At 47.6% G+C, this 23,427-nt stretch carries 27 protein-coding genes; 21 read left to right on the top strand and 6 right to left on the bottom strand.

All coding sequences use genetic code 11. The annotated features are described in order from the left end of the window. Positions 1–23: 23 nt before the first annotated feature. Positions 24–566 (bottom strand): hypothetical protein, encoded by a 543-nt coding sequence (locus HNY42_RS06460; protein WP_131973149.1) that lies wholly within the window; start codon positions 564–566, stop codon positions 24–26. A gap of 133 nt (positions 567–699) precedes the next feature. Then, entirely contained in the window at positions 700–870 is a 171-nt protein-coding gene (gene ytzI, locus HNY42_RS06465) for a YtzI protein (protein ID WP_131503056.1), read from the bottom strand. Positions 871–991: 121 nt separating this feature from the next. On the opposite strand from ytzI, the gene HNY42_RS06470 reads away from it, so the two are divergent. Next, positions 992–2,095: a PP2C family protein-serine/threonine phosphatase gene (locus tag HNY42_RS06470; RefSeq protein ID WP_131973148.1), complete on the top strand. Its 1,104-nt coding sequence runs from the start codon at positions 992–994 to the stop codon at positions 2,093–2,095. A gap of 127 nt (positions 2,096–2,222) precedes the next feature. Here HNY42_RS06470 and HNY42_RS06475 read toward each other — a convergent pair whose 3' ends face one another. Then, entirely contained in the window at positions 2,223–3,158 is a 936-nt protein-coding gene (locus tag HNY42_RS06475; RefSeq protein ID WP_131503054.1) for a magnesium transporter CorA family protein, read from the bottom strand. Positions 3,159–3,277: 119 nt separating this feature from the next. On the opposite strand from HNY42_RS06475, the gene HNY42_RS06480 reads away from it, so the two are divergent. Further along, complete coding sequence (locus HNY42_RS06480) at positions 3,278–3,643, top strand: Hpt domain-containing protein (RefSeq protein WP_188005281.1); 366 nt, start codon at positions 3,278–3,280, stop codon at positions 3,641–3,643. 71 nt (positions 3,644–3,714) lie between these two features. On the opposite strand, the gene HNY42_RS06485 is transcribed toward HNY42_RS06480, so the two are convergent. Beyond that, positions 3,715–4,593, bottom strand: coding sequence for a chemotaxis protein CheV (locus tag HNY42_RS06485; RefSeq protein WP_131503052.1), 879 nt, complete (start codon positions 4,591–4,593; stop codon positions 3,715–3,717). A gap of 215 nt (positions 4,594–4,808) precedes the next feature. On the opposite strand from HNY42_RS06485, the gene HNY42_RS06490 reads away from it, so the two are divergent. The 11 genes from HNY42_RS06490 (at position 4,809) to HNY42_RS06540 (ending at position 14,325) form a co-directional block, all read left to right on the top strand. Further along, entirely contained in the window at positions 4,809–6,248 is a 1,440-nt protein-coding gene (locus HNY42_RS06490; protein WP_188005282.1) for an NADP-dependent glyceraldehyde-3-phosphate dehydrogenase, read from the top strand. 182 nt (positions 6,249–6,430) lie between these two features. Beyond that, a complete protein-coding gene (locus HNY42_RS06495) occupies positions 6,431–7,417 on the top strand; it encodes an MBL fold metallo-hydrolase (RefSeq protein WP_131503050.1) in 987 nt (328 codons plus the stop codon). Continuing rightward, entirely contained in the window at positions 7,401–8,159 is a 759-nt protein-coding gene (locus HNY42_RS06500; protein ID WP_188005283.1) for an SDR family NAD(P)-dependent oxidoreductase, read from the top strand. The genes HNY42_RS06495 and HNY42_RS06500 overlap by 17 nt, the downstream gene beginning before the upstream one ends. Before the next feature lie 15 nt (positions 8,160–8,174). After that, positions 8,175–9,368, top strand: coding sequence for an ABC transporter substrate-binding protein (locus HNY42_RS06505; RefSeq protein WP_188005284.1), 1,194 nt, complete (start codon positions 8,175–8,177; stop codon positions 9,366–9,368). After that, positions 9,355–10,119: an ABC transporter permease gene (locus tag HNY42_RS06510; RefSeq protein ID WP_188005285.1), complete on the top strand. Its 765-nt coding sequence runs from the start codon at positions 9,355–9,357 to the stop codon at positions 10,117–10,119. The genes HNY42_RS06505 and HNY42_RS06510 overlap by 14 nt, the downstream gene beginning before the upstream one ends. Then, a complete protein-coding gene (locus HNY42_RS06515; RefSeq protein WP_188005286.1) occupies positions 10,116–10,862 on the top strand; it encodes an ABC transporter permease subunit in 747 nt (248 codons plus the stop codon). The genes HNY42_RS06510 and HNY42_RS06515 overlap by 4 nt, the downstream gene beginning before the upstream one ends. Continuing rightward, positions 10,834–11,724, top strand: a complete 891-nt coding sequence (locus tag HNY42_RS06520; RefSeq protein WP_188005287.1) for an ABC transporter ATP-binding protein — start codon at positions 10,834–10,836, stop codon at positions 11,722–11,724. The genes HNY42_RS06515 and HNY42_RS06520 overlap by 29 nt, the downstream gene beginning before the upstream one ends. Position 11,725: 1 nt before the next feature. Next, the gene (locus tag HNY42_RS06525) at positions 11,726–12,307 is read left to right on the top strand and encodes a CDP-alcohol phosphatidyltransferase family protein (protein ID WP_026828828.1); all 582 of its coding nucleotides are present in this window, start codon (positions 11,726–11,728) and stop codon (positions 12,305–12,307) included. Beyond that, positions 12,304–12,897, top strand: coding sequence for an NUDIX hydrolase (locus HNY42_RS06530; protein ID WP_131973143.1), 594 nt, complete (start codon positions 12,304–12,306; stop codon positions 12,895–12,897). Before HNY42_RS06525 ends, HNY42_RS06530 begins: the two co-directional genes overlap by 4 nt. Before the next feature lie 137 nt (positions 12,898–13,034). Next, positions 13,035–13,571 carry a PadR family transcriptional regulator gene (locus HNY42_RS06535; protein ID WP_026828826.1) on the top strand — a complete coding sequence of 179 codons (537 nt, stop codon included), beginning with the start codon at positions 13,035–13,037 and terminating at the stop codon, positions 13,569–13,571. Between the two features lie 130 nt (positions 13,572–13,701). Then, positions 13,702–14,325, top strand: coding sequence for a hypothetical protein (locus HNY42_RS06540; protein WP_131503043.1), 624 nt, complete (start codon positions 13,702–13,704; stop codon positions 14,323–14,325). A gap of 65 nt (positions 14,326–14,390) precedes the next feature. Here HNY42_RS06540 and HNY42_RS06545 read toward each other — a convergent pair whose 3' ends face one another. Both HNY42_RS06545 and HNY42_RS06550 read right to left on the bottom strand, forming a co-directional pair. After that, entirely contained in the window at positions 14,391–15,047 is a 657-nt protein-coding gene (locus tag HNY42_RS06545; RefSeq protein WP_131503042.1) for a type 1 glutamine amidotransferase domain-containing protein, read from the bottom strand. 68 nt (positions 15,048–15,115) lie between these two features. Next, positions 15,116–15,970, bottom strand: a complete 855-nt coding sequence (locus tag HNY42_RS06550; protein WP_131503041.1) for an aldo/keto reductase — start codon at positions 15,968–15,970, stop codon at positions 15,116–15,118. Between the two features lie 185 nt (positions 15,971–16,155). On the opposite strand from HNY42_RS06550, the gene HNY42_RS06555 reads away from it, so the two are divergent. The 8 genes from HNY42_RS06555 (at position 16,156) to HNY42_RS06590 (ending at position 23,390) form a co-directional block, all read left to right on the top strand. Next, positions 16,156–16,692, top strand: coding sequence for an NUDIX hydrolase (locus HNY42_RS06555; RefSeq protein WP_131973142.1), 537 nt, complete (start codon positions 16,156–16,158; stop codon positions 16,690–16,692). 96 nt (positions 16,693–16,788) lie between these two features. Beyond that, positions 16,789–17,271 (top strand): ferric iron uptake transcriptional regulator, encoded by a 483-nt coding sequence (locus HNY42_RS06560; RefSeq protein ID WP_026828821.1) that lies wholly within the window; start codon positions 16,789–16,791, stop codon positions 17,269–17,271. Between the two features lie 125 nt (positions 17,272–17,396). Beyond that, on the top strand, positions 17,397–18,281 hold the full coding sequence (xerD, locus tag HNY42_RS06565; RefSeq protein ID WP_114596255.1) for a site-specific tyrosine recombinase XerD: 885 nt from the start codon (positions 17,397–17,399) through the stop codon (positions 18,279–18,281). 117 nt (positions 18,282–18,398) lie between these two features. Next, complete coding sequence (gene deoB, locus HNY42_RS06570) at positions 18,399–19,571, top strand: phosphopentomutase (protein ID WP_188005288.1); 1,173 nt, start codon at positions 18,399–18,401, stop codon at positions 19,569–19,571. 18 nt (positions 19,572–19,589) lie between these two features. Further along, positions 19,590–20,402 carry a purine-nucleoside phosphorylase gene (locus tag HNY42_RS06575; protein WP_026833469.1) on the top strand — a complete coding sequence of 271 codons (813 nt, stop codon included), beginning with the start codon at positions 19,590–19,592 and terminating at the stop codon, positions 20,400–20,402. A gap of 55 nt (positions 20,403–20,457) precedes the next feature. Then, positions 20,458–21,759: a pyrimidine-nucleoside phosphorylase gene (locus HNY42_RS06580; protein ID WP_188005289.1), complete on the top strand. Its 1,302-nt coding sequence runs from the start codon at positions 20,458–20,460 to the stop codon at positions 21,757–21,759. A gap of 85 nt (positions 21,760–21,844) precedes the next feature. Further along, entirely contained in the window at positions 21,845–22,849 is a 1,005-nt protein-coding gene (locus tag HNY42_RS06585; protein WP_131973140.1) for a S66 family peptidase, read from the top strand. Between the two features lie 103 nt (positions 22,850–22,952). Beyond that, positions 22,953–23,390 carry a peptidylprolyl isomerase gene (locus HNY42_RS06590; protein WP_012369909.1) on the top strand — a complete coding sequence of 146 codons (438 nt, stop codon included), beginning with the start codon at positions 22,953–22,955 and terminating at the stop codon, positions 23,388–23,390. Positions 23,391–23,427: the final 37 nt, after the last annotated feature.

Consider the following 23,427-nt stretch of genomic DNA (forward strand, 5'->3'; position numbering starts at 1 on the left):
TGTCCCGGAAAGGTTTCATTAAATTATTTATTTTGCTGTGACTGATCTTGTTTCGAATCATCGTGTTGCGTGTTGTTCGGTTGGTGCTCAGGAGGCGCCTCCTCTTTTCCGAGTGCCACATCTTTCGCTTCAACGACTTTACTGCTGATCGAGTTGAGATCTCCTTTAGCTTCAGTGACCGTATCTTTGACGGACGACGCATCAGTCTTGACGGTATCAAGCTCCGTGTTGACTTTGTCATACACGTTTTGGACGTCGGATGCGACTTCCTGGATGATGCTTGAAGCGCTTTTCACTTGGTTGATGACTTGTGATGCTTTGCCTGACGGATCTTCTTTAATCGATGAAGCGAGCGTTGAGACAGAGTCTTTAGCACCGCGCAGGCTTTGTTTCGTATTTTGACGGCTAGATGAGCTGAGTAACGTCAGAAGACCGCCGACGACTGCACCTAGCAGCATTCCTGTAAGTAAACTGACTTGACGACCAGATGAAGTTTCCTGATCGAACTGGCGATTCGGATTTTCGGCATGTACAGCATGAGGATCGTTTGGTAAGTTTGGTTGCATGATTGACACTCCCTTAAAGTATGATTTGACACCATGATAGGAATATACCCTTATCTCACAACTAAAAACATGCATTTGTAATACAACAAAAAGACCATCCAATGATATGATGGTCTGAGACGATTTGATGGTGTTACGGCCGGTGCTTGTCATCGTGCTTTTCAGTTAATTTACGGTTGATTTCATCGTAATCGATTTCGATGTCATCCTTGTTGCCTTTATAGCCGTAACCCTTTGAAATCACGAGGATTGAAGCGACTAAGACGAAGACAATGATTAGAATGGAGACGACATAAAGCCACATGATCCATTCCCCCTTTCATTCTTCTATAGTATGACGGAAAAAGCAGCTTTCGTCTAAACGAAAATGTAAATTGTATGCTAAACTATTTTCAATGAATATGTGGATAGAGCGAGGTGACGACATGAGTATACTGGTCGTAGATGATGAGTTTACGAATTTGATGATTTTAGAACGATTGCTTGAAAATGAAGGATACGATGTGGTCAAGGCGATGAGCGGGGAAGAAGCGCTAGAGCTGATGGAAGATCCGTTGTTCATTGAAACACTGGACGTTGTATTACTTGACGTCGAAATGCCTGGAATCAGTGGCATTGATGCGACACGTCTGATTCGTAAACGGTTTGGCCTGGATGAGTTACCGATCGTCATCGTATCAGGTCGATCGAATGAGGAAGATATTGCAGACGGACTTGATGCCGGTGCTTCCGATTACACGACGAAACCGATTCGGAAAACGGAACTGCTCGCCCGTGTCCGAAATGCGATGTCGCTCAAACAGGCGATTGACGCCCGAAAGCGCTACGAAAAAGTCTTGCAGGAAGACTTTGATTTAGCACAAAAGCTTCAGCAAAGCGTGTTAAGTGCAAACATCGAGGACGAAGACATCCGGATCATGGCGACATACATTCCGTCGAAAAAGCTGGCAGGCGATATGTATGCCTGGTACCGGATTTCGCCGAAAAAATACGGAATCATTTTATTTGATGTCATGGGACACGGTGTATCGTCTGCGTTGATTACGATGGGAATGAGTTCGATTTTATTTGAACTCGTGCACCGCATCGGAGATCCGGCGAAAGTTCTCGAGGAATTAAACAAACAGATGAGCCGCCTGTTCCCGGGCGATGAAACAGAAATTTACTTTACGGCCGTGTACTTGTACATCGAACTGGATGAGATGAAACTCAGTTATGCAAATGCCGGGCATCCACCGGGCTTGCTGCGGATGGGGAATCAAATCATTCCGCTTGAAAATACGGGATTACCAGTCGGGATGTTCGAAGATTCTGAGTATACGAGCCAGACGATTGACCTCGTTTCGCCAGGTTGTGTCTACTTGTATACAGATGGCTTCATGGAATTGTACAGTAAGGGAATCGATGAAGGAATCAGTGCGATTCGTGAATTGATTCAGGAACAGGGACCGGCGATTCATCAATTGATTCAACCGGATCAAAGTGATGATGCGGACGATTTATGTCTCGTGACCATCGAAATCAACTAATCTGCAAAAAAACCACTTTCCTTTTGATGGACTTAGGTAGAGGGCCGAAGAGACAGTCGTCTCAACACGCGTTTCTAGGCTAAGGCATTCAAAAGTAAGTGGTTTTTTGTCCATCCATTCATACGCACTAAAAGAAACGGCGGCGCCATAAAATAAAGGCGGCTAAGCCAGAGAAGAAAATCATCATGCCGAAGACAATCCAAAAGCCCATGACTTCGCCTTCCCACGGCACATGAACGTTCATCCCGAACATTCCGGAAATCATGGTCGGGATCGAGATGACAATCGTGATCGACGCGAGAAACTTCATGACGAAGTTGACATTGTTTGAGATGACGGAACCAAACGTATCCATCGTTGAGCTGATAATATCTTTATAGATTTGGGCCATTTCCATGGCCTGGCGGTGTTCAACGAACACATCTTCGAGCAGGTCTTCATCGTCTTCGTGTTTTTCAAGACTCGGTGTTTTGATGATCCGGTCGAGTACTCCGTCGTTTGACTTCAAGGAAGTCATGAAATACACAAGTGATTTTTGTAAATTCATTAATTGGAAAATTTCTTGATTTCGCATCGAACGTTGTAATTCTTCCTCGAGCTCATCCATCCGGCGGTCGATTTGCCGCAGGAACCGGAGATACGAAGAACTGACTTTATATAAGATTTGAAAGACGAATCGGGAACGGTAATTCGTCCGGAACGCGCGGAGTTTTCCGCTTGAGAATAACGTCAGGACATCCAACTGTTGCGAACAGACGGTGATGAAGTGTCTTGACGTCACGATGATACCGAGTGGAATCGTATTGTAACGGCGTCCGGATGATTCTTCTTCAATGTAAGGAACGTCGACAATCATCAACAAACCTTCATCATCTTTCTCGAAACGAGGTTTTTCCTCGACATCAAGTGGGTCATAAATAAAATCCTCAGGAATTTTCGTAGCAGCGATGACTTGATCGGCTTCGTCTTTTGTCGGATTGACAAGATGAATCCAGGAACCTTTCGTAAACTCCTGAATTTCGTTGACTGCCCCCGTCACATCACTTCGATAAATCGTCAACATTGTCTATCCCTCCTGCTCTTCACTTTTTTATTATAGGAATACTATATCGACCGTGTAAATGATTCTCAGATTTTTTTTTAAAACGAATAGTGATAATATAGAAAAGAGGAGGGGAAAAGATGCCTTTTTTTAATGAAAAGAAGTTAGAAGAACTACGTCTGATTGCAGGCGGTGATGATGTATTCTTGCAAAAAATCGGTGAGACGTATATTGCCCAGTTTGATCGGAAGTTTCCGGAATTGAAGGATGCGGTCGAAGCAAACGATGCCGAACAGACGGAAAAATTAGCTCATTTACTTAAGGGTGCCTCCTATTCCGTTGCGGCGGATGACTTAGCGGATGACTTTGAATTGCTGGAAAAAGAGGCGGAGACAGGCTCAGTCGAGAATGCGGCCGGTGTTTTGACCCGGATTGAAGACTGCATGGTAGATTTCAGAAAAATTTGGCTGAATGTATTTCTCGGAAAAAACAGTGATTTCGTTTAATAAAATACGTCTAAACAAATAACCGTTTCCTGATTAGTCAGGAGACGGTTATTTGTTTAGGAAACTATTAGTCAGAGCACGTATGTATCGACGGTTTCAATCAGTCGACCGATTTCTGGTTTTGTAATCTGTGCGTTCACACCGACAGATTCGCCTTTATGACGGAGGTCATCCGAAATCAAGGATGAGAAGACGACGATTGGTAACTCCGCATAACGATCATCTTCACGCAATCGTTTCGTCAAATGCAGTCCATCCATCTTCGGCATCTCGATGTCGGTAATCAAGAGATCGCAGTCGCTGCCTGCCTCAAACGCGTCCAATGCATCTTTACCATTGATGAACCATTTCAAGCCATGATAACCGGCTTCCTCCAGCGTTTCAATAATGAGAGTCCGGAGCATTTCCGAATCTTCCGCAATCCAAATCGTTTTGTTCGACCGGTTGCGGGGTGAAACACGGCGGCCTTCTTCGCGGGCAAAGATGTCTTTGCGGGAAAGTTCCAGCGCAATTTTCTCATAATCAAGCAAGATAATCATCTTGTCTCCCGTCTTGACGACACCATTCGTCAATCCTTCGATGCCGCGGGCAAGTTCGTTTGGTGTATCAATCTGTTCCCATGAAATACGACGGATTTCCGTTACGGAATCGACACGGAGGACACTCTTCTCGCCGTTAAACTCACAGATGATCAAGCGATCATCCGTTGTTTCTTCGTGGGCCACACCAATGACAGTCGGTAAATCGATGACCGTCATGACTTCACCCCGAAGCTCGATCAACCCTTTGACGGCGTCCGGTGTTCCGGGTAATGGTGTCATCGGTAACGGAACGATGATTTCCCGGACTTTCATGACATTGATGCCGAACGTATACGGTCCGCAATGAAAAATAACGATTTCCAATTCATTTGTTCCAGCTTCTAATAAAATATCGTGTTGATTGTACACGTAATTGAGCCCCTTTCCATCCTGCACTGCACTTCTGACTAGTTATCGGCAGAAAGAAGCGATTCTTCCACATCAAAAAGAATAAAAAAGTTATTGAAATCGCTTTCATTTTATGTTAAGCAAAAAGTTTGGCATTTGTCTGACCAATTGATTACAATAGGCTATGCAGCCACACACTGAAGTGAGAGAGAAAAAATAAATGGAGGTCGAGTGGAATGACTACAGCAACAACATACACATACTTATTAGACGGGCAATGGCAGGAAAGTGAATCCAATGAAACCATTGAAATTTCTTCCCCTTATAAAGAAGATACAGTCGGTCGCGTTCAAGCGATGACAAAATCAGAAGTAGACCGGGCTATTTCGTCTGCTAAAACAGCACAAGCGCAGTGGGCGAAAGTCCCTGCCAACAAACGGGCCGAATTGCTTCATGCCTGGGCAACGGAGTTAGAAAAACGTGCGGACGAAATTGGTAAAGTCATCATGCGTGAAGTTGGTAAAGGGCTTGCTGACGGAATCAAAGAAGTCAAACGGACGGCGGAAATCATCCGTTATACAGCAGAAGAAGGCCTTCGTTTTGACGGTCAAATGATGCAAGGAGACTCATTCCCGGGTGGAAGTGCTAAAAAAATCGCAATCATTAAAAAAGCACCGCTCGGCGTCGTACTGGCGATTTCACCGTTTAACTATCCAGTCAATCTTGCGGCTGCGAAACTTGCACCGGCTTTGATGACAGGAAACGCCGTCGTCTTCAAACCGGCAACACAAGGTTCAATCAGTGGTACGTTGATGGTTGAAGCACTTGTCGCGGCAGGATTGCCGTCAGGTCTTGTTAACCTCGTGACAGGACGCGGTTCAGTCATCGGAGATTATTTGACAGCGCATCCGGGCATCAACATGATTACTTTTACAGGTGGTACAGCAACAGGACAACACTTGTCACGTCAATCAGCGATGATTCCACTCGTTCTCGAACTTGGTGGGAAAGACCCGGCCCTCGTTCTTGAGGATGCGGATCTCTCGCTAGCGGCAGATCACATCATCAGCGGTGCGTTTTCGTATTCCGGACAACGTTGCACAGCCATCAAACGAGTATTTGTTCTTGAAGAACAGGCAGATGCGCTTGTCGCAGAATTGTCTGCCCGGATCGCGAAATTGACAGTCGGTTCGCCGGAAGACGAAAGTGTTGTCGTCCCGTTGATCGATGCGAAATCAGCTGATTTCGTCGAAGGATTGATTACAGATGCAAAAGAAAAAGGGGCAACGCTCGTTACAGGCGGAAACCGGACGGCGAACCTGATTGAGCCGACACTGTTTGACCACGTGACACGCGATATGCGGATTGCATGGGAAGAACCATTCGGACCGGTCTTACCCGTCATCCGTGTCAACTCGGTCGAGGAAATGATTGCCTATGCGAACGAATCGGAATACGGTCTTCAAGCAAGTGTCTTCACGGAAAACATCGACGTAGCATTCAGTGTCGCAGATGCGCTTGAAACGGGTTCTGTCCAAATTAACGGTCGGACGGAACGTGGTCCCGATCATTTCCCATTCATCGGTGTAAAATCATCGGGTCTTGGTGTACAGGGTGTCGGACGAAGCCTCGCTTCGATGACACGCGATAAAGTAACAGTGCTCAACTTAAAATAAGAACAATTTTTATGGAAGCGACCTTTCAATCTGCGGAAAGGTCGCTTCTTTTTGCATCCAAATGCTATCGTCAGCCGTATTCTTTTTAGAACTTTAGTGATTTGAGGGCGACAAAGTTTGCCGCTGTCGCTTCTTTCTCTCTATAATGAAGGAAACCATCCAGAGAGAAGAGGGGTTTACCGATGCGACAAGAAGATGAAATCTTTACGTTACCGATTCCGACACCATTTCCTGTCGGAGATATCAATTGTTATCTGCTACGGACCGATACGGAAACCATTTTAATCGATTGTGGTCCGGATACGGATCAAGCCTGGCAAGCCATGCAAGATGGTCTCGGGAAAATCGGAGTGACGGTTTCGATGCTCGATAAAGTGATCGTGACGCACCACCATGCGGATCATGCCGGGCTTGCCTATCGTTTTTCCGAACAGGGGATTCCGATTTATGGACATGCCCGACTAAGACCCTACTTAGAACAAGATCAAGCGTTTTTGAGCAGGGGGGATGATTTCCTGCAACGATTGGCCTTGTCGTTTGGTGTGCCGGACGAAATACGGGCGCTTTTACCAAGTTATTTATCCGCTTTGAAATGGCTCGGGAAGGGACAACTGGATCATGTCCTGCAAGAAGGGGACGCGATTACGACGTCAGGCGCCTATCGAGTCATTGAACTGCCGGGACATGCGAGCGATCAAATCGGTATTCTCGGTCAGTCGGGAGTTCTGTTTGCAGCAGATCATCTGCTGGCGCGTGTCGAACCGAATCCGTTGCTCGAGCAACCGCAACCCGGAGATGAATCGGACATGAAACGGCCGGTTCTCGCTTATATGCGCTCTTTGCGCAAACTGCAGGGAGAACGGATCGAGATTGCCTACACCGGACACGGTGAGCCGATTCGCGATGTTCCGTCCTTGATTGAAGAACGTTTGTTGCAACGTAAAGCGCGCGGCGAACAGTTGCTGAAGCATATCGTAGGTACGAAAACGCTGTTTGAACTCGCACAAGTGACGTACGGAAACCGTTTAAAGAAATCGTTCCCGCTCGTCATGAGTGAGATGAAAGCCCGCCTCGACTACCTCGTGGCCAGTGGACAGATCCTTGTCGAAAAACAGGACGGAATTTTACGGTATACGCGAAAGGGCAGTGAACATGAATCTCATGAATAAAACGGTCGTCTTGACCGGTGCCTCCAGTGGACTCGGGGAAGCTCTTGCATACGAGCTGAACCGGCAGGGGGCGAACTTAATCTTAGTCGCCCGGCGGGAAAATCGGTTGCAACAGATTGCAAAGACACTTCAAGCGGAATACGTGGTTTATGATTTAGAACATTCACCGGAGCATCTGGCTGATCAAATAGCTGAACGATATGGCATGATTGATGTATTAATCAACAATGCCGGGTTCGGGGAGTTCAGTTTTTTAGAGGAGACGACGATTGAGACCATCGAATCAATGAACCGGGTCAATGTCCTGACGCCGATTCGATTGACGAAAGCCTGTCTCCCGCTGTTTCGTCCACATGGCATGATTGTCAACGTGGCAAGTCAGGCAGGGAAGTTACCTACACCTAAGTCGACGATTTATTGTATGACAAAAGCCGCCTTATATCAGTTTTCCAATGCTTTGCGTCTTGAACTGAGGCCGAAGGGGCTTCATGTCATGACCGTTAATCCTGGCCCGATTGCGACGGAATTTTTTGTTCGGGCGGATCTCAGCCGGAAATACGAAAATAACGTTGCGAGCATCGTGTTGTCGAAAGAAAAATTAGCACGAACGGTTACCCGGGCCATCATCCGCGAAAAACGCGAGGTCAATGCACCTTTGTGGATGGAAGGTTCGGCAAAAGCCTACGGATTGTTTCCGCGGGTCATTGAATGGCTTGGTAAGTCAGGCTTTGATAAAAAATAAAGGGGATTTTCACACATGATAAAACAAATGACTGCAATCGCAGCAACAGGCCTGCTTCTTGCCGGATGTGCGTCTCCAACAGCACCGGTTCAGGAAAAAGTATTAGGTTCTTCCTATACATCGATTGAAAAGGACGCAAACGCAACGACTGTCCGGATGTATATGTGGGGCGGCGATGAGGGGATCAATACCTATATCGATGAATACGTGGCACCAAAAGTAAAAAAAGAGCACAACATTACGCTGAAGCGGGTTCCGATTGAAACAGCCGATTTGATTCAAAAGCTCCGGGCGGAAAAGAAAGCCGGGAAAGAAACGGGCGTCATTGATGTCGTCTGGATTAACGGCGACAACTTCCGGAATGCGAAAAAGGACGGCTTGTTATACGGTGAGATCACGAAAGTGTTGCCAAACATGAAATATGTCGATCCACAGGCACAAGGGTCAGACAGCGGGACGCCGACCGATCATTTGGAAGCGGCATGGGGAAAAGTTCAATATACGTTCCATTACGACAAGGCGAGTGTCGCGAACCCACCGAAGGACCTCCAGGAACTCAAAAGTTGGGTGAAAGAAAATCCGGGCAAATTCACGTATCCGGAAGTGACGGACTTTACGGGGAATGCGTTCGTCCGCCATGTCATGTACGGGGTGGAGTCAAAAGAAACGTTAAAAGATCCGAAAGCAGACTTTAAGAAGACCTGGGCGTATTTAAACGAACTGAAGCCTTATTTATGGAAAGAGGGCAAAACGTATCCGAAAACACTGGCACAGCTTGACCAGTTGTACGCTAAAGGAAGTGTTGCGTTCACGATGGGCTTCAACGAACGCCGGGCGGAACAGGAAGTGAAGTCAGGGACATTCCCGAAAGAGACACGTCCGCTCGTCTTGACCGACGGTTCGATCGCTTCGACCCATTTCCTGTCGATTCCGTTTAATGCGCCGAATCCGAATGGAGCACTCGTTACGATCAACACGTTGTTGTCGCCGGATGCTCAACTCAAGAAATTCGATGGCACGTATTGGGGAGACGGAACAAGTTTAGATTTGACGACAGTAAGCTCAACGGAACGACAGGCATTTGAAGACGTTCCGGTAGCTGCGTCAACACCGAAACCGGCAGCATTCGACGGCAAAGTCCGTGCGGAACTGGATCCGGCATTCTTTGATGTGATCCGGAAAGACTGGCCGGAACGTGTGGCGCGGTAATGCCTGGCCAGCCACCTTGCTGATTACCGGTATGGTCGTTTATGGTCTTTTCGTCAGTCTGTCGATGACGACTTGGGAAGATTACAGCCGATTGTTCCGAGACCCGGTATTTTTGGAAAGTATCGGGATCAGTTTATACGTGGCAGTCAGCAGTACGGTACTGTCTGTATTGATCGGGGCCTGGCTGGCTGGATTTTTCGCCAAACAAACGGGGTGGACGGCGCAGGTTTTGGCCGTTCCGTTATTTTTACCCCATCTTGGCGCCGCCTATTTGGCCATTCTTTATTTGAGCGATTTACCGGTCATCGGTCCGCATGAAGTGAATCAATTCAGTATCATCCTGACGTATCTCTACAAAGAAATTCCGTTTGTCTTTTTTTATTTGTTACCGGTTTACCGGCGCCTTGATCACCGGTATGAAGAACTCGGATTAATGCTCGGACTGTCGCGACTGAAACGGTTTTGGCATGGAAAAGGCGTATTTTTACTGTTTCCCGTCCTCGAGGCAGCGTTCATTGTTTTTGCCTTTACCTTATTTGCTTACGAAGTCCCGGCGCTGCTCGGTGTGACGTATCCGAAGCTGATTGGCGTCTATACGTTTGATTTATATACGCAAGGGGATTTATCCCGTCAACCGGAAGCCTTTGCCATCAGTGTTCTTTTGACCGGAATCTTATTTTTGCTGTTAGTGATCTTTACACGTACGATTCGTCCGTTAACGGAGCGGATCAGTAAGGGGCGGGTAGAATGAAGAGAAGGGCAATAACAGCAGTAATCGGATTGCTAGTACTCGTTCCGTTACTCGGATTGATTCCGTCGACCTGGACCTGGAACCCGCGATTATTGGAAACGTTGACGACAACGGTTTCAATGATTGCGGTCTTGACATTGCTCAATCATTTGATTGGTTATGTCACAGGAAAGGCGATTGCGTTTCGGGCGGGACGACTCATCCGGTATATGGAACTGTTGATCAGTTTGCCGCTTTTCCTGCCGGTGTTATTATTGTCGTTTGGTCTCTATCTGACGTGGATCCGGTTAGGGCTCGCCGATCAATTTATCGGTGTACTGTTGGTTTTACTGCTTCCGACGTTACCGTACACGATCCGGATGTATACGAATGCGTTTCAAGCACTGGGTGAACAGATGATGGAGCAAATGGTGTTGATTGAACCAAGCCGGTTGAAACGGTTTCTTTTTTTGACAGGACCGATGATGCGTTCTGCGATCCAGTCCGTCACGTTACTTGTAACGGTCATCGCCTTGAGTCAGTATGCGCTCGTTACCTTAATCGGGGGCGGAGTCGTTCAAATGATTGCCCTTGAAGCGTTTCCGCTCTATTCCGGCAATTCCTTGGTTGCCGCTAAAGAAGCGACGATTTGGTTATTGGTTTTACCTTTTTTGATTTATTTTGTGCAACTCATTTTATTAGAAGGATGGGTGCAAGTAGTTCGGAGGCTGTTAGATGGACGTTACGATTCAGCACGTCAATAAACGATTTGGCCAAAAACAAGTCCTGCAGGCGATTGATTTACACATTCCGTCCGGTCAATGTGTTGCACTTGTTGGTCCGAGTGGAAGCGGGAAAACGACGCTGCTGCGATTGATTGCAGGTCTTGAGAAAGTATCAGGCGGTATCATTCGTTTCGGTGAAACCGACATGACGCACGTTGCTCCAAATCAACGGGGGGTGACGATGTTGTTCCAACGTCCGTTACTGTTCCCTCATTTGACGGTCGGACAAAATATCCGGATTGGTATGGCGACAGGTCGTCAACAGGACGTCCAAGAGTGGTTGACCAAAGTCGGATTAACAGGGCGGGCCGATGCCTATGTCCATGAATTATCCGGCGGAGAGCAACAACGGGCCAGTCTTGCACGGGCTTTGGCAAGCGGACCGAATTTCCTGTTGCTTGACGAACCATTCTCAAGTCTTGATTTACCACGCCGCCGTGAACTGCGGACGCTGATTCGGCGCTTAACGGTCGCAGAAGGTGTGACGACGTTACTTGTCACGCATGACCGTGAGGAAGCGATGGCGATGGCGGATTATGTTTACGTCATGGAACAGGGACAAATCATTGATCAGGGACATCCGATTGAATTAGCGCAAAAAAGTCCATTTTTTGGTGACGGATTGTATCTGGACGGAGAGTGGTATCCGTTATCCGAAGTGAAGTTGGTCTTAAGACCGACGAACGGATCACAGGAACGTGTTACGATTACGAAAGAGCTGACACAGTACGGTGTTCGATTTTATGAAGTTGAACGCCAGACGGGAGAGCGGCTTGTCGTTCAAACGACAGAGACGTTCAGTGAGAAAGTGACAGCTTATCTTGTGAGGAAGGAGGGGTAGCATGTTAGATACGCGCGCCAGAAAAGTCGTCCAGCCCCTTTTTGAGCAAATGGCGACATTATTGAAGAAGATGGGGCTTTCAGCCAACCAAGTGACAATCATTTCCGGCATCATCGGTGCTTCGACCGGTTTCTTTGTCTATAACGATATGATGGGAATTGCAATTTTATTATTATGGCTGTCGGGAGCGCTTGATGTCGTCGATGGCACGATGGCACGACGGGAAAAAACAACGCCGATCGGAACGATTCTTGATTTAGTCCTCGACCGGATCGTGGAATTATCCGTCCTGATTGGTATTGCCCTGCGCTTTCCGGAGACGCAGGTCGTTATTTTATTACTCGTCGCTTCATTCGTCATCGGTATGACGATGTTTCTTGCAATCGGTGCAGTCAGCGATAATTACGGATTCAAATCATTTCAGTATCAGCCGGGTCTTGTCGAACGGACGGAAGGATTTCTTTTCCTGACTGCAATGTTACTGTTCCCAAGCGCCATCATTTGGATTGCCGTCATCTTTTTGATTGCTGAATTGTACACAGTCGGCGAACGGTTTTATCAAGCGTCGAAGGTGTTGCGATGAGTGAATCGGAACAGTTGATGGTCGTCGATTCATCCGGTCAGCGGCTGTATCCGGAGACCCGGGAAACGGTACACCGGGATGGATTATGGCATGAAACGTTTCATTGCTTTGTCATTGATCTCGACAAAGGACACGTTTTGTTACAGCAACGGGCGAAGCAGAAAAAGGATTTTCCGGATTTGATTGATATCACGGCTGCCGGACATCTGCTCGCAGGTGAGACGCCAAGGGATGGAATCCGCGAACTCAAAGAAGAGATTGGGCTTGTCCGGCAGTTTAATCAGTTGTTCCCCCTTGGCGTTTTCCTGGAAGAGTTGATAGTAGGGGACTTGAAAGATCGTGAACGAGTCCATCTGTTCCTGGCGGATTCACCAATGCCGCTCGAACATTATGTCCTGCAAACAGAAGAGGTCAGTCGATTGATCGCCTTACCATTTTCTGAATTTGTACGACTGGCAGACGGGACAGCAGAAACGTTTGAGACAGTTGATCAAGAAATCCTCCGGCGAAATCAATTCGTCCCGCATCCGCTTGCATACTTTAGACGTGTGAGCGAAGGGATTCAAGCATATCGTGTACAACAAATGTAACGAAAGGACGGTCACGCTATTTTCTGCGGAAGTCCTTTCGTCTTTTTTTTGTGGTAAAGCTAGGCAAAAAGTAGCATAATGGACATTTCTTTGAGATAATTAACAATATATACATTTGATGAAAGAAGGTGCAGCCAGTGGCGTTACGATTTGCATTGCTCGGACTGCTAACTCAAGGAGAAGCGACCGGATATGATTTAAGTACGACGTTCAAAAAACAGATGACACACTTTTGGACGGCGCATCATACACAAATTTACCGTGAATTATTGAAGATGGAAGACGATCAGCTTGTGACGAGCGTCTATATCGTCCAAGAAGACTTACCGGATAAAAAAGTCTATTCGATTACGGAAGCCGGTCAAACGGCACTTGTCGCCTGGTTGCGTGCACCAAGCGAATTCAAGCCGAAGATGAAAGATGAAAATTTGATGCGGGTGTCATTATTGCATCTCTTGCCGCCGGATGAAGCGATTCTGTATTTGGAGGAATCGAAGCGACATCATCAGTTTGCCGTCGATATGATGAAGGTCTGGCGGAAAGATCATTTAGAAAACGGGGCAACGCTCGGGGAAACCTTGACGAGTGAATACGGCTTACGCATGATGCTGAATTATCTCGACTGGTGTGACTGGGCGATGGAGGAAATAAAGAAAAGTCAGACGAATGTCTGAACCATACAGTGATGTCATCAATCCTTTGTCAAAACAGGGGATTGTTTTTTTGCGTCGTCAAAAGAGCATTCGAGACAGACGATATGGTACAGTAAATGAATTGTAAAGGGATTAGAGGAGGACTACGAACGTGAGTGTATTTACAGATTATGAAGAATGGTTGGATGAAGTCACGGATGAGATGATTGAACATCAAGTGCATTACGCCGTCGCAGAACTGAAATTAGGCGGAGAGATCGGTGACTATTATGAAGAATCCGGATTGATTGACCGGTTTGTCACGCAACAGTTGGTCTGGTTATCGTTTGAGGAAATGGAACAGATTTTAGATGAAGCGGGAGAGCTGAATCTTGAAATCGTAGCAGACGAAGCAGAATCAGATGTACAACGGTCACAAGTCAAACAGATTCTGAAGCAATCGATTAAACAACAGCTGGTGCTGAAGTCGCAACCGTTCGTCGCGACACGCCTCGAACAATTGCGTCAGGAGCATCCATCTGTCAAAGATCAGTTTGAAGAAGTCCGGTCGGCATACAATCAGGTCGGTCATCTCCTGAAGACGGGGCCGGAACCGACGATTATCCCAAAACGGTGGTACCGGCGGGAACGGGTTGTTCCCCGTGCGTTCACTCCGGCGGAACAAACGAGTTTAGAGCAGGAACATCTCGAGCTGACACCACAATACGAAACACAAAAACAGAAACTTGAAGAACTGAGTCGTGAAATCGCAGCGTATGAGCGGGTTTTACTATAAAGTAAAAACAACAAACCCCTTTTCGGTGCAGACACCGGAAAGGGGTTTTCACTTGCAGGATTGAGTTAGACGGTTGCGAGTTTAGCAATGACGAGTTTAGCGACAGCTTCACTTGATGCAGGATTTTGACCTGTGATGACGTTACCGTCGATGACAGCAAATTCTTTTCCGGCATCGGAAGTCAGGAAGGTTGCCCCTTCACCGCGTAATGTAGTTTCAAGTAAGAACGGAACTTTGTCTTCGAGTCCTGTTGATTTTTCTTCTTCATCCGTGAAGCCGTTGATTTGACGACCTGATACGAATGGTTTGCCATCAATCGTAACGTGGGCAAAGGCAGCAGGACCGTGGCAAACGGATGCGACGATACCGTCTTTTTTGACCATCGCTTCGATTGCACCTGCGACGAGCGGATTATTCGGGAAATCGACGACTGCCCCGTGACCGCCTGGGAAGTAAACAGCATCAAATGATGCAGCATCTACATCCGCAAGTGGCGTCGTGTCGTGTAAGGCACGGCGTGCTTCCTGGAATTTAGGCAGGATTTCTTTCACCATTGATGCCTTATCGATCGGAACGTCGCCGCCTTTGACCGAAACGACCGTGACATCATGACCGGCTTCTTTGAACAGGTTATATGGTGCAGCAAACTCCTCGAACCATAAACCGGTTTTATGGCCGTTCATTTCGTCAGCACTTGTAGATACGATTAAAATTTTTGACATGATAAAAACTCCTCCTCTGTAATAACGTTACAAAGAAGAAGTTTCCCTGCTGTTGAAAAAATCAAACCTCACCGGTGTTCTGTATACGTATGGACGGGAAGAAGTGATAAGACATGCGCAATCTGTTCAGCCGTCAACGGTTCCCGCATCGCGTGCAGATTCGACTGCAGTTGCGACACGCTTGACGCACCCGGCAGCACGATATCAGCTTGTTGATCAATGGCTTGCAGTGCCATGGCCGGGAGGGGATAGTCTTGTAACGTCGATAAAATGTGTTCCAGCTGTTCCTTATCGTACTGTTCGAACCGGTCGACCGATTGAAGACGAGACGTGCTCTCTGTAGTCAGAAGACCTTTGGCGAGCGGTCCGCGGGCAACGAGTTTAATGTTTCGCTCTTGAAGTCGCGGCAACAACTCTTCAATCCGTCGGTCGAGCAGAGAATAAGGTGTCATCAAATAACTGAAATCACTATGGTCAAGCCAATAGTTGATGACGTTTGGACGGAGTGACGAGAGGCCGTATTCTTTGATCCGTCCTTCTTCCTGCAAGTCTTTCATGGCACGAATTGAAGCGTCCAAATCATCGTCCATCGTTCCGCCATGGACATAATAGAGGTCGAGATACGGTGTTTCGAGACGGTTCAGACTCTCAATACACGCTTTTTTCAGGTAGTCGTAGCTCGGGTCCCATGTCCAGCCGGTCCCCGTATCATTCATCCGGTTGCCGCCTTTTGAGGCCAAAAACATCCGGCTGCGATCTTCCGGTGAAAAAGTCTGTCCAATCAGTGACTCGACTGCGCCGTTGGCATAGACATCTGCTGTATCGAAGTGGACGATGCCTTCGTCGAGCGCTGTCCGAAGTATCTCGGTTGCTTCCTCTTGACCCCGTTTTAAAATCGTCATCGTACCTAAACCTAGTGTCATATCAATCCCTCATTTCTTTCGACTAGTGCTACTGTGTATCAGTTTAGCATATTTGATACAGGATGTTCCCGGATGGATTTGTAAGGAATGGGCATTCCGTAGGAAAAGGAAACAGACTTGCAACGGGAATCAAAAAACAGGCATACTGTGAAAGAGAAGAAATTCGATTAGAAGAGGTGTCTATGATGGAAGAAAAAACATTAGAGCGGGAAGTTATTTATGAAGGAAAAGTCTTTAACGTCGAGAAACATGTCGTCAGTCTTCCGAACGGTAATACATCTGTCCGTGAATTGGTCTATCATAACGGCGCAGTCGCAATCATTGCGTTTGACGAAAAGGGAGATTTGTTAGTCGTCGAGCAATACCGGAAAGCGTTTGAACAATTATCGATTGAAATCCCGGCCGGAAAACTGGAAAAAGGGGAAAATCCGGAAGAGTGCGCAGGACGTGAATTGAAGGAAGAGACCGGATACGCGGCAGATGAGCTGACGCATGTGTTTGATTTTTACGGAGCACCCGGTTTTTGCAGCGAACGCGTACATATTTATGAAGCAACGGGTTTGACTGCGGGACAACGCCAACTCGATCCGGATGAATTCTTGGAGAACCAAACGTTGGCGCTTGAACGGGCACTTGAACTTGTCGCAGACGGGACGATTGTCGATGCCAAAACGATCATGGCGATTCAGCATTGGCACATTCGTACATTAAAATCATTCTAAAACGAATGATTTTCAGTTGATAATCATTTTAATTTGAAAAACAGTAGATTATCGGCTATGATAAAACCATCAGTTTCGACCAAAGGGGGCGCTATGATGGAAAGTCGTGTTGAACGCATTAAAAAACAGCTGAGCGGTAAAGGATATAAGCTGACTCCCCAACGTGAAGCGACCGTACGGATCTTACTGGAGCATGAGTCGGACCACTTAAGTGCAGAGAATGTCTTTTTATTGGTCAAAGAAAAAAACTCAGACATTGGACTTGCGACGGTCTACCGGACACTTGAATTATTAACGGAGCTTGAAGTCGTTGATAAAGTCAATTTCGGAGACGGCGTATCCCGATTTGATTTACGGCAGGAAGGTGCGAGCCATTCGCATCATCATCTCGTCTGTATCGAATGCGGATCTGTCGAGGAAATCCTAGATGATATGTTAGAAGAAGTCGAAAAAGAAATCGTCACGCGTTTCCAATTTAAAATCAAAGATCACCGCTTGACGTTCCATGGTGTATGTCGCGTTTGCCAGGAGCGGCATGCACGCGAAGCACTGGAACAATCACAAACACAAACCGTCTGACTGTCCTCATCAAAAAGGGGACGGTTTTTCTTTTTGAAAAATATAGGTCAGACCTCTTCACAACGGTTTACACCTTTGATATGATTGGAAAGTAAGCGATTTCTTAATGATAGAGGATGAGTTCAGTGAGGCAACAACTGGAGACATTTATCGACTATTTAGTGATTGAGCGGCAGATGTCAGCGAACACGGCAGCTGCTTATCGAAATGATTTAAACCAGTATTTGACGACGCTTGAACAGCAAGGGATTTCGTCCGCGGAAGAAGTCACACGCCACCATATTGTCCTTCATATTGAATCCTTGTTACAGGCGCAAAAATCACGGTCGACGGTCCGGCGGTCGACGAGCTCGATTCGATCGTTCCATCAGTTTTTAGTGGAACGTCAAATTGTCCGCCATGATCCGTCACGTCATCTTGATTTGCCGAAACCGGATAAAAAACTGCCGGTCGTTTGGAGTCAAACCGATATCGTCCGTTTGCTTGATTCGGTCGTCGGAAATGATCCGCTTGTCCGACGGGATGCAGCAATGCTTGAATTGCTCTACGGAACCGGTATGCGTGTCAGTGAATTGTTACAGTTGACACTGAGTGATCTGCAACTTGAACTTGGTTACTTGTCCTGTCTTGGAAAAGGTAACAAAACCCGGATTATCCCGATCAGTCAGACAGCGATTGACAGCGTCTCGACTTATCTTGAGCTGGCCCGCAACAGTCTCGGTGGACGGCAAACGGATTATGTGTTCCTCAACAGTCGCGGCGATCGTTTATCGCGGCAGGGTTTTTGGAAGATGATTAAACGCCGGGCAAAAGAAGCGGGAATTGAAAAAGACATCACTCCCCACGTCTTGCGTCATTCGTTTGCGACCCATCTTCTTGAGAACGGAGCAGACTTGCGTGTCGTTCAGGAAATGTTAGGGCATGCCGATTTATCGACGACGCAAATGTACACACATGTCAATAAAGCCAGGCTGCATGATGTCTATAAGAACCATCATCCCCGTGCATGATGGTTTTACGCTTAAAAGGTCTGACTTCAGACAAATAGGGTGTTTTGTCTAGTCCATTTACGGGAAAATTCTAACGGGATTTATATTTAGTAATAAGCATATAGGAGGAATTTTAATATGGCTCAACCATTCAAACGCGTATTTTTAGTCGTCATGGATTCGGTAGGAATCGGAGAAGCACCGGATGCAGAACAATTCGGTGACCTTGGTGCGCACACACTCGGGCATATTGCGGAACAACGTGACGGTCTGAATATGCCGCATCTCGCTCAGCTTGGTCTGTCGCATATCGAACCTGTTCAAGGTATATCAGCAGATGCTGCGCCACTTGCTTCTTACGGGAAGATGGAAGAAGTTTCAGCCGGAAAAGATACGATGACTGGTCACTGGGAAATCATGGGCTTGCGGATCGACACGCCGTTCCGCGTCTTTGAGAAATTCCCGGAAGATTTAATCGGTCGCCTGGAAACATTCTCGGGCCGAAAAATCATCGGGAACAAACCGGCATCCGGAACAGAAATTCTCGATGAACTTGGACAGGAACATGTCGAGACCGGTGCTTTGATTGTTTATACATCAGCAGACTCCGTGCTTCAAATCGCAGCGCATGAAGAAGTTGTTCCGCTTGAAGAACTCTACCGGATTTGCGAGTATGCCCGTGATATTACACGCGACGACCCGTATATGCTCGGTCGAATCATTGCCCGTCCGTTCCTCGGTGAGCAGGGAGCATGGGTCCGGACTTCAAACCGTCATGACTATGCGCTGAAGCCGTTTGACCGGACTGTCATGAATGAACTCGAAACAGCGGGTCTTGATGTCATCTCGCTCGGTAAAATTGCAGATATCTTTGATGGTGAAGGTGTCACGGACGCGATTCGGACAAAATCGAACATGGACGGTATGGATCAACTCGTCAACCAGCTCGATCGTGACTTTACAGGACTTTGCTTCTTGAACCTCGTCGATTTTGATGCGTTGTTCGGTCACCGTCGCGACCCGCAAGGATACGGTCAGGCATTAGAAGAGTTTGATGCCCGTCTGCCGGAAGTCTTTGACCGCCTGCAGGAAGATGATTTATTGATCATCACAGCAGACCACGGCAATGATCCGGTCCATCCGGGAACAGATCATACCCGTGAGTACGTTCCGCTGTTGGTCTATTCGAAAAACGGGGCTGCAAAAGATCTTGGTATCCGTTCGACGTTTGCCGACCTTGGAGCAACAGTTGCCGATAACTTCAACGTGAAGCTGCCGGCGCACGGTACGAGTTTCTTGTCAGAACTTTAATTTAAGGGAGCGATTCAGATGACAGTCAATTGGAATGAAACACGGTCGTATTTAGAAAGCAAAATGCAGGCGAAACCGGAAATCGGTTTGATTCTCGGTTCAGGACTCGGTGTCCTGGCGGATGACATCGAAAATCCGATTGCGATTCCTTACAGCGATATCCCGAACTTCCCGGTCTCGACAGTAGAAGGTCATGCCGGGCAGCTCGTCTTCGGAACGCTCGAAGGCAAACAAGTCGTTGCCATGCAAGGACGTTTTCATTTCTATGAAGGCTATTCGATGGAAATGGTTACCTTCCCGGTCCGTGTCATGAAAGCAATCGGTGTCGAAACACTGATTGTCACGAATGCAGCCGGTGCGTGTAACGAAGCATTTGAACCGGGAGATTTGATGCTGATCACGGATCACATCAACTTCTTCGGCACAAACCCGTTAATCGGCAAAAACGTTGATGAGATGGGACCACGGTTCCCGGATATGTCGAAGCCGTATGACGCTGAATTGTTGCGTCTTGCCCAAGAAACAGCAGACGAACTTGGTATTCAAGTGCGTCAAGGCGTTTACTTCGGCAATACAGGTCCAACCTACGAAACACCGGCAGAAGTAAAACTCGCCCGGTTGCTCGGTGGAGATGTCGTCGGTATGTCGACAGTTCCGGAAGTCATCGTCGCCCGTCACTCGGATATGCGCGTGCTTGGTATTTCGTGTGTCTCGAACATGGCAGCCGGCATTCTCGATCAACCGCTTCACCACGACGAAGTCATGGAAACGACGGAACGTGTCCGTGCGCACTTCCTGTCACTTGTCCGCGGTTCGATCAAAAAAATGTAAGATTAAGAATTGAAGCCCGATAAAATACGAACGACCCCCTGAGGAGGAACTTATTATGCGTATGGTAGATTTGATTGCAACGAAACGAGACGGCGGCGAGTTACCAACAGCCGATATTAAAGCGATGGTTGAAGGATTCACGAACGGTGACATCCCGGATTACCAAATGTCAGCGATGTCGATGGCGATTTTCTATCAAGGCATGTCAGACCGCGAAATCGCGGATTTAACGATGGCGATGGTCGAATCAGGTGACGTGATTGATTTATCACGCATCCACGGTAAAAAAGTCGACAAACACTCAACAGGCGGTGTCGGCGATAAAATCAGTCTGATCGTCGCGCCACTCGTCGCGTCAATCGGAATTCCTGTCGCGAAGATGAGCGGACGTGGTCTTGGTCACACAGGCGGAACAATCGATAAGCTCGAAGCGTTCCCTGGATTTGATGTCGAGTTATCGGAAGAAGCTTTCGTGACACAAGTCAATGACATCAAGATGGCGATCATCGGACAAACGGGCAACCTGACACCTGCTGACAAGAAATTATATGCGTTACGTGATGTAACAGCGACGGTCAACTCGATTCCATTGATCGCAAGCTCAATCATGTCGAAAAAAATCGCAGCCGGTGCGGACAGCATCGTCCTTGACGTTAAAACGGGTTCAGGTGCTTTCATGAAATCATTTGAAGACGCGAAAGCACTTGCAACAGAAATGGTATCAATCGGGAAAAGTGTTAACCGGAAGACGATTGCCGTCATCACGGACATGGATCAGCCGCTCGGAAACGAAATCGGAAATGCGAACGAAGTCAAGGAAGCGATTGAAGTGCTCCAAGGGAAAGGTGTGCGCGATTTGAAAGTCATCGCCTTGACGATTGCATCACACATGGCAGTCCTTGGTGAGTTCTACCCGACGTTTGACGAAGCATACGCGGATCTCGAGACACGTCTCGCAAACGGAGCAGCTCTCGACGTCTTCAAGAAGTTCATCGCAGCGCAAGGCGGCGACGCCTCACTCGTCGATGATATGTCAAAAGCACTCGAAACGAAGTTCGAAAAAGATTTCGTCGCGTCGAAAGCCGGATACGTTTCAGAAATCATTGCCGATGAAGTTGGTGTCGCAGCAATGATTCTCGGTGCAGGCCGGGCAACGAAAACGGATGTCATCGATCACGCAGCAAGCGTTACATTGTTCAAAAAAGTCGGCGACAAAGTCGAAGTCGGCGATGTCATCGCGACACTCCGTTCGAACAAAGAAACACTCGATCAAGCGATCGAAAAAATGGATCATGCCTATCATATTAGTGATACGAAGCCGGAAGCACGTCCGCTCGTTCACGCGGTCATTCAATAAGGTGTTTTCTGACAACCGTCTGGGTTTCTTTCCCAGTCGGTTGTTTTTTGGTATAGTAAAAACAATAACGTGAGGGGGAAAACAGATGAAACCAGCTCAATTAAATGTCGGGGATACGATTGCGATTCTTTCACCGGCTTCTGCTGTCGCAGCGTACGTACCGCGTCGTCTGCAACGGGGAATCGAGACGCTTGAACGGATGGGCTTTCAAGTCCTCGTGATGCCGAACACGACAGCAATCTACAGTCATACGGCAGGAACAATCGGGGAAAGGCTTCAAGATTTACATATGGCATTCCGAAATCCGGATGTCAAAGCGATCATTGCGACGATCGGCGGCTTTAACTCACATCAATTGCTCGATGAACTCGATTACGACTTGATTCGGAATAATCCGAAAATCTTCATGGGGTACAGTGACATTACGGCTCTGCTTTCCGGCATCCAGACGAAAACCGGTTTGACGACGTTCGTCGGGCCCGCGATCTTACCGCAGTTTGGTCAACTGCACGGACTGGATGCATATACGCAGAAGTGGTTTGAAAAAACGTTGATGCAGACCGGACCGATTGGTCAAATCGAAGCATCGGATGAATGGACGGATGAAGGCTTGCGCTGGGACATCAACGATGACCGGAAACGGACGCATGTCGTCAACGACGGATACGTCGTCGCCCGCGCAGGAGAAGGGACAGGACCGATCATCGCCGGCAATCTCGGGACGCTGCTGTTGCTTGCCGGGACACCGTATATGCCGTCGTTCGACGGTGCTGTTTTAATGCTTGAGGATGATGAAAGTGAGACACCGGCGACGATCGACCGGTACTTTACGCAACTGCGTCATCTCGGGGCGTATGAAAAGATTTCGGCGATTGTCGTCGGACGTTTTCACGGAAAAGTCGAGTTTGATCCGGATTTCACGCTGAAGGACATCCTCCTGCGGGCGACCCGTGGATATGACTTCCCGATTGTGCTTGAGGCAGACTTCGGACATACGGATCCGGTCTTCCCGTTACCGAACGGCATTCAGGCATCGGTTACTGCCGGTGAAACGGTTGTGCTCGAAATTCTCGAATCCGCGGTCGAGTGAGTAAAAAACCTGCGTTTTTTGTAAAGATTTGATACACTAGGTAACGGAGCCGCGAATGTCGTGGCGAACACCACAGCTGAAAAGCGCGAAAGGTTGGTATACGATGCAAAAAACTGGATATATCTTATTGGAAGACGGAAATAAAATTGAGTTTGAACTGTTTAACGACGATGCACCGATCACAACAGAAAACTTCGAGAACCTTGCGAACTCGAACTTCTATGATGGATTGAACTTCCACCGTGTCATCCCTGGTTTCGTCTCACAAGGCGGTTGCCCGATCGGAAACGGTACAGGCGGATCAGGTAAGACGATTCCGTGTGAAACGTCAACATCATACCCGCACAAGCATAAAGCCGGTTCACTTTCAATGGCACATGCAGGTCGTAACACAGGATCAAGCCAATTCTTCGTTGTTCATGAGCCGCAACCACACCTCGACGGCGTGCACACAGTTTTCGGACAAGTGACATCAGGTCTTGAACATGCGACAAAAATGAAGCAAGGCGCTGGCATTAAAGAAATTCGTGTCGAAGCGTAAGTGATTTCTTCCCTTCTTTGATGAAAGAAGGGGAGTT

It is taken from the genome of Exiguobacterium sp. Helios, assembly GCF_014524545.1.
Classification (GTDB): domain Bacteria; phylum Bacillota; class Bacilli; order Exiguobacteriales; family Exiguobacteriaceae; genus Exiguobacterium_A.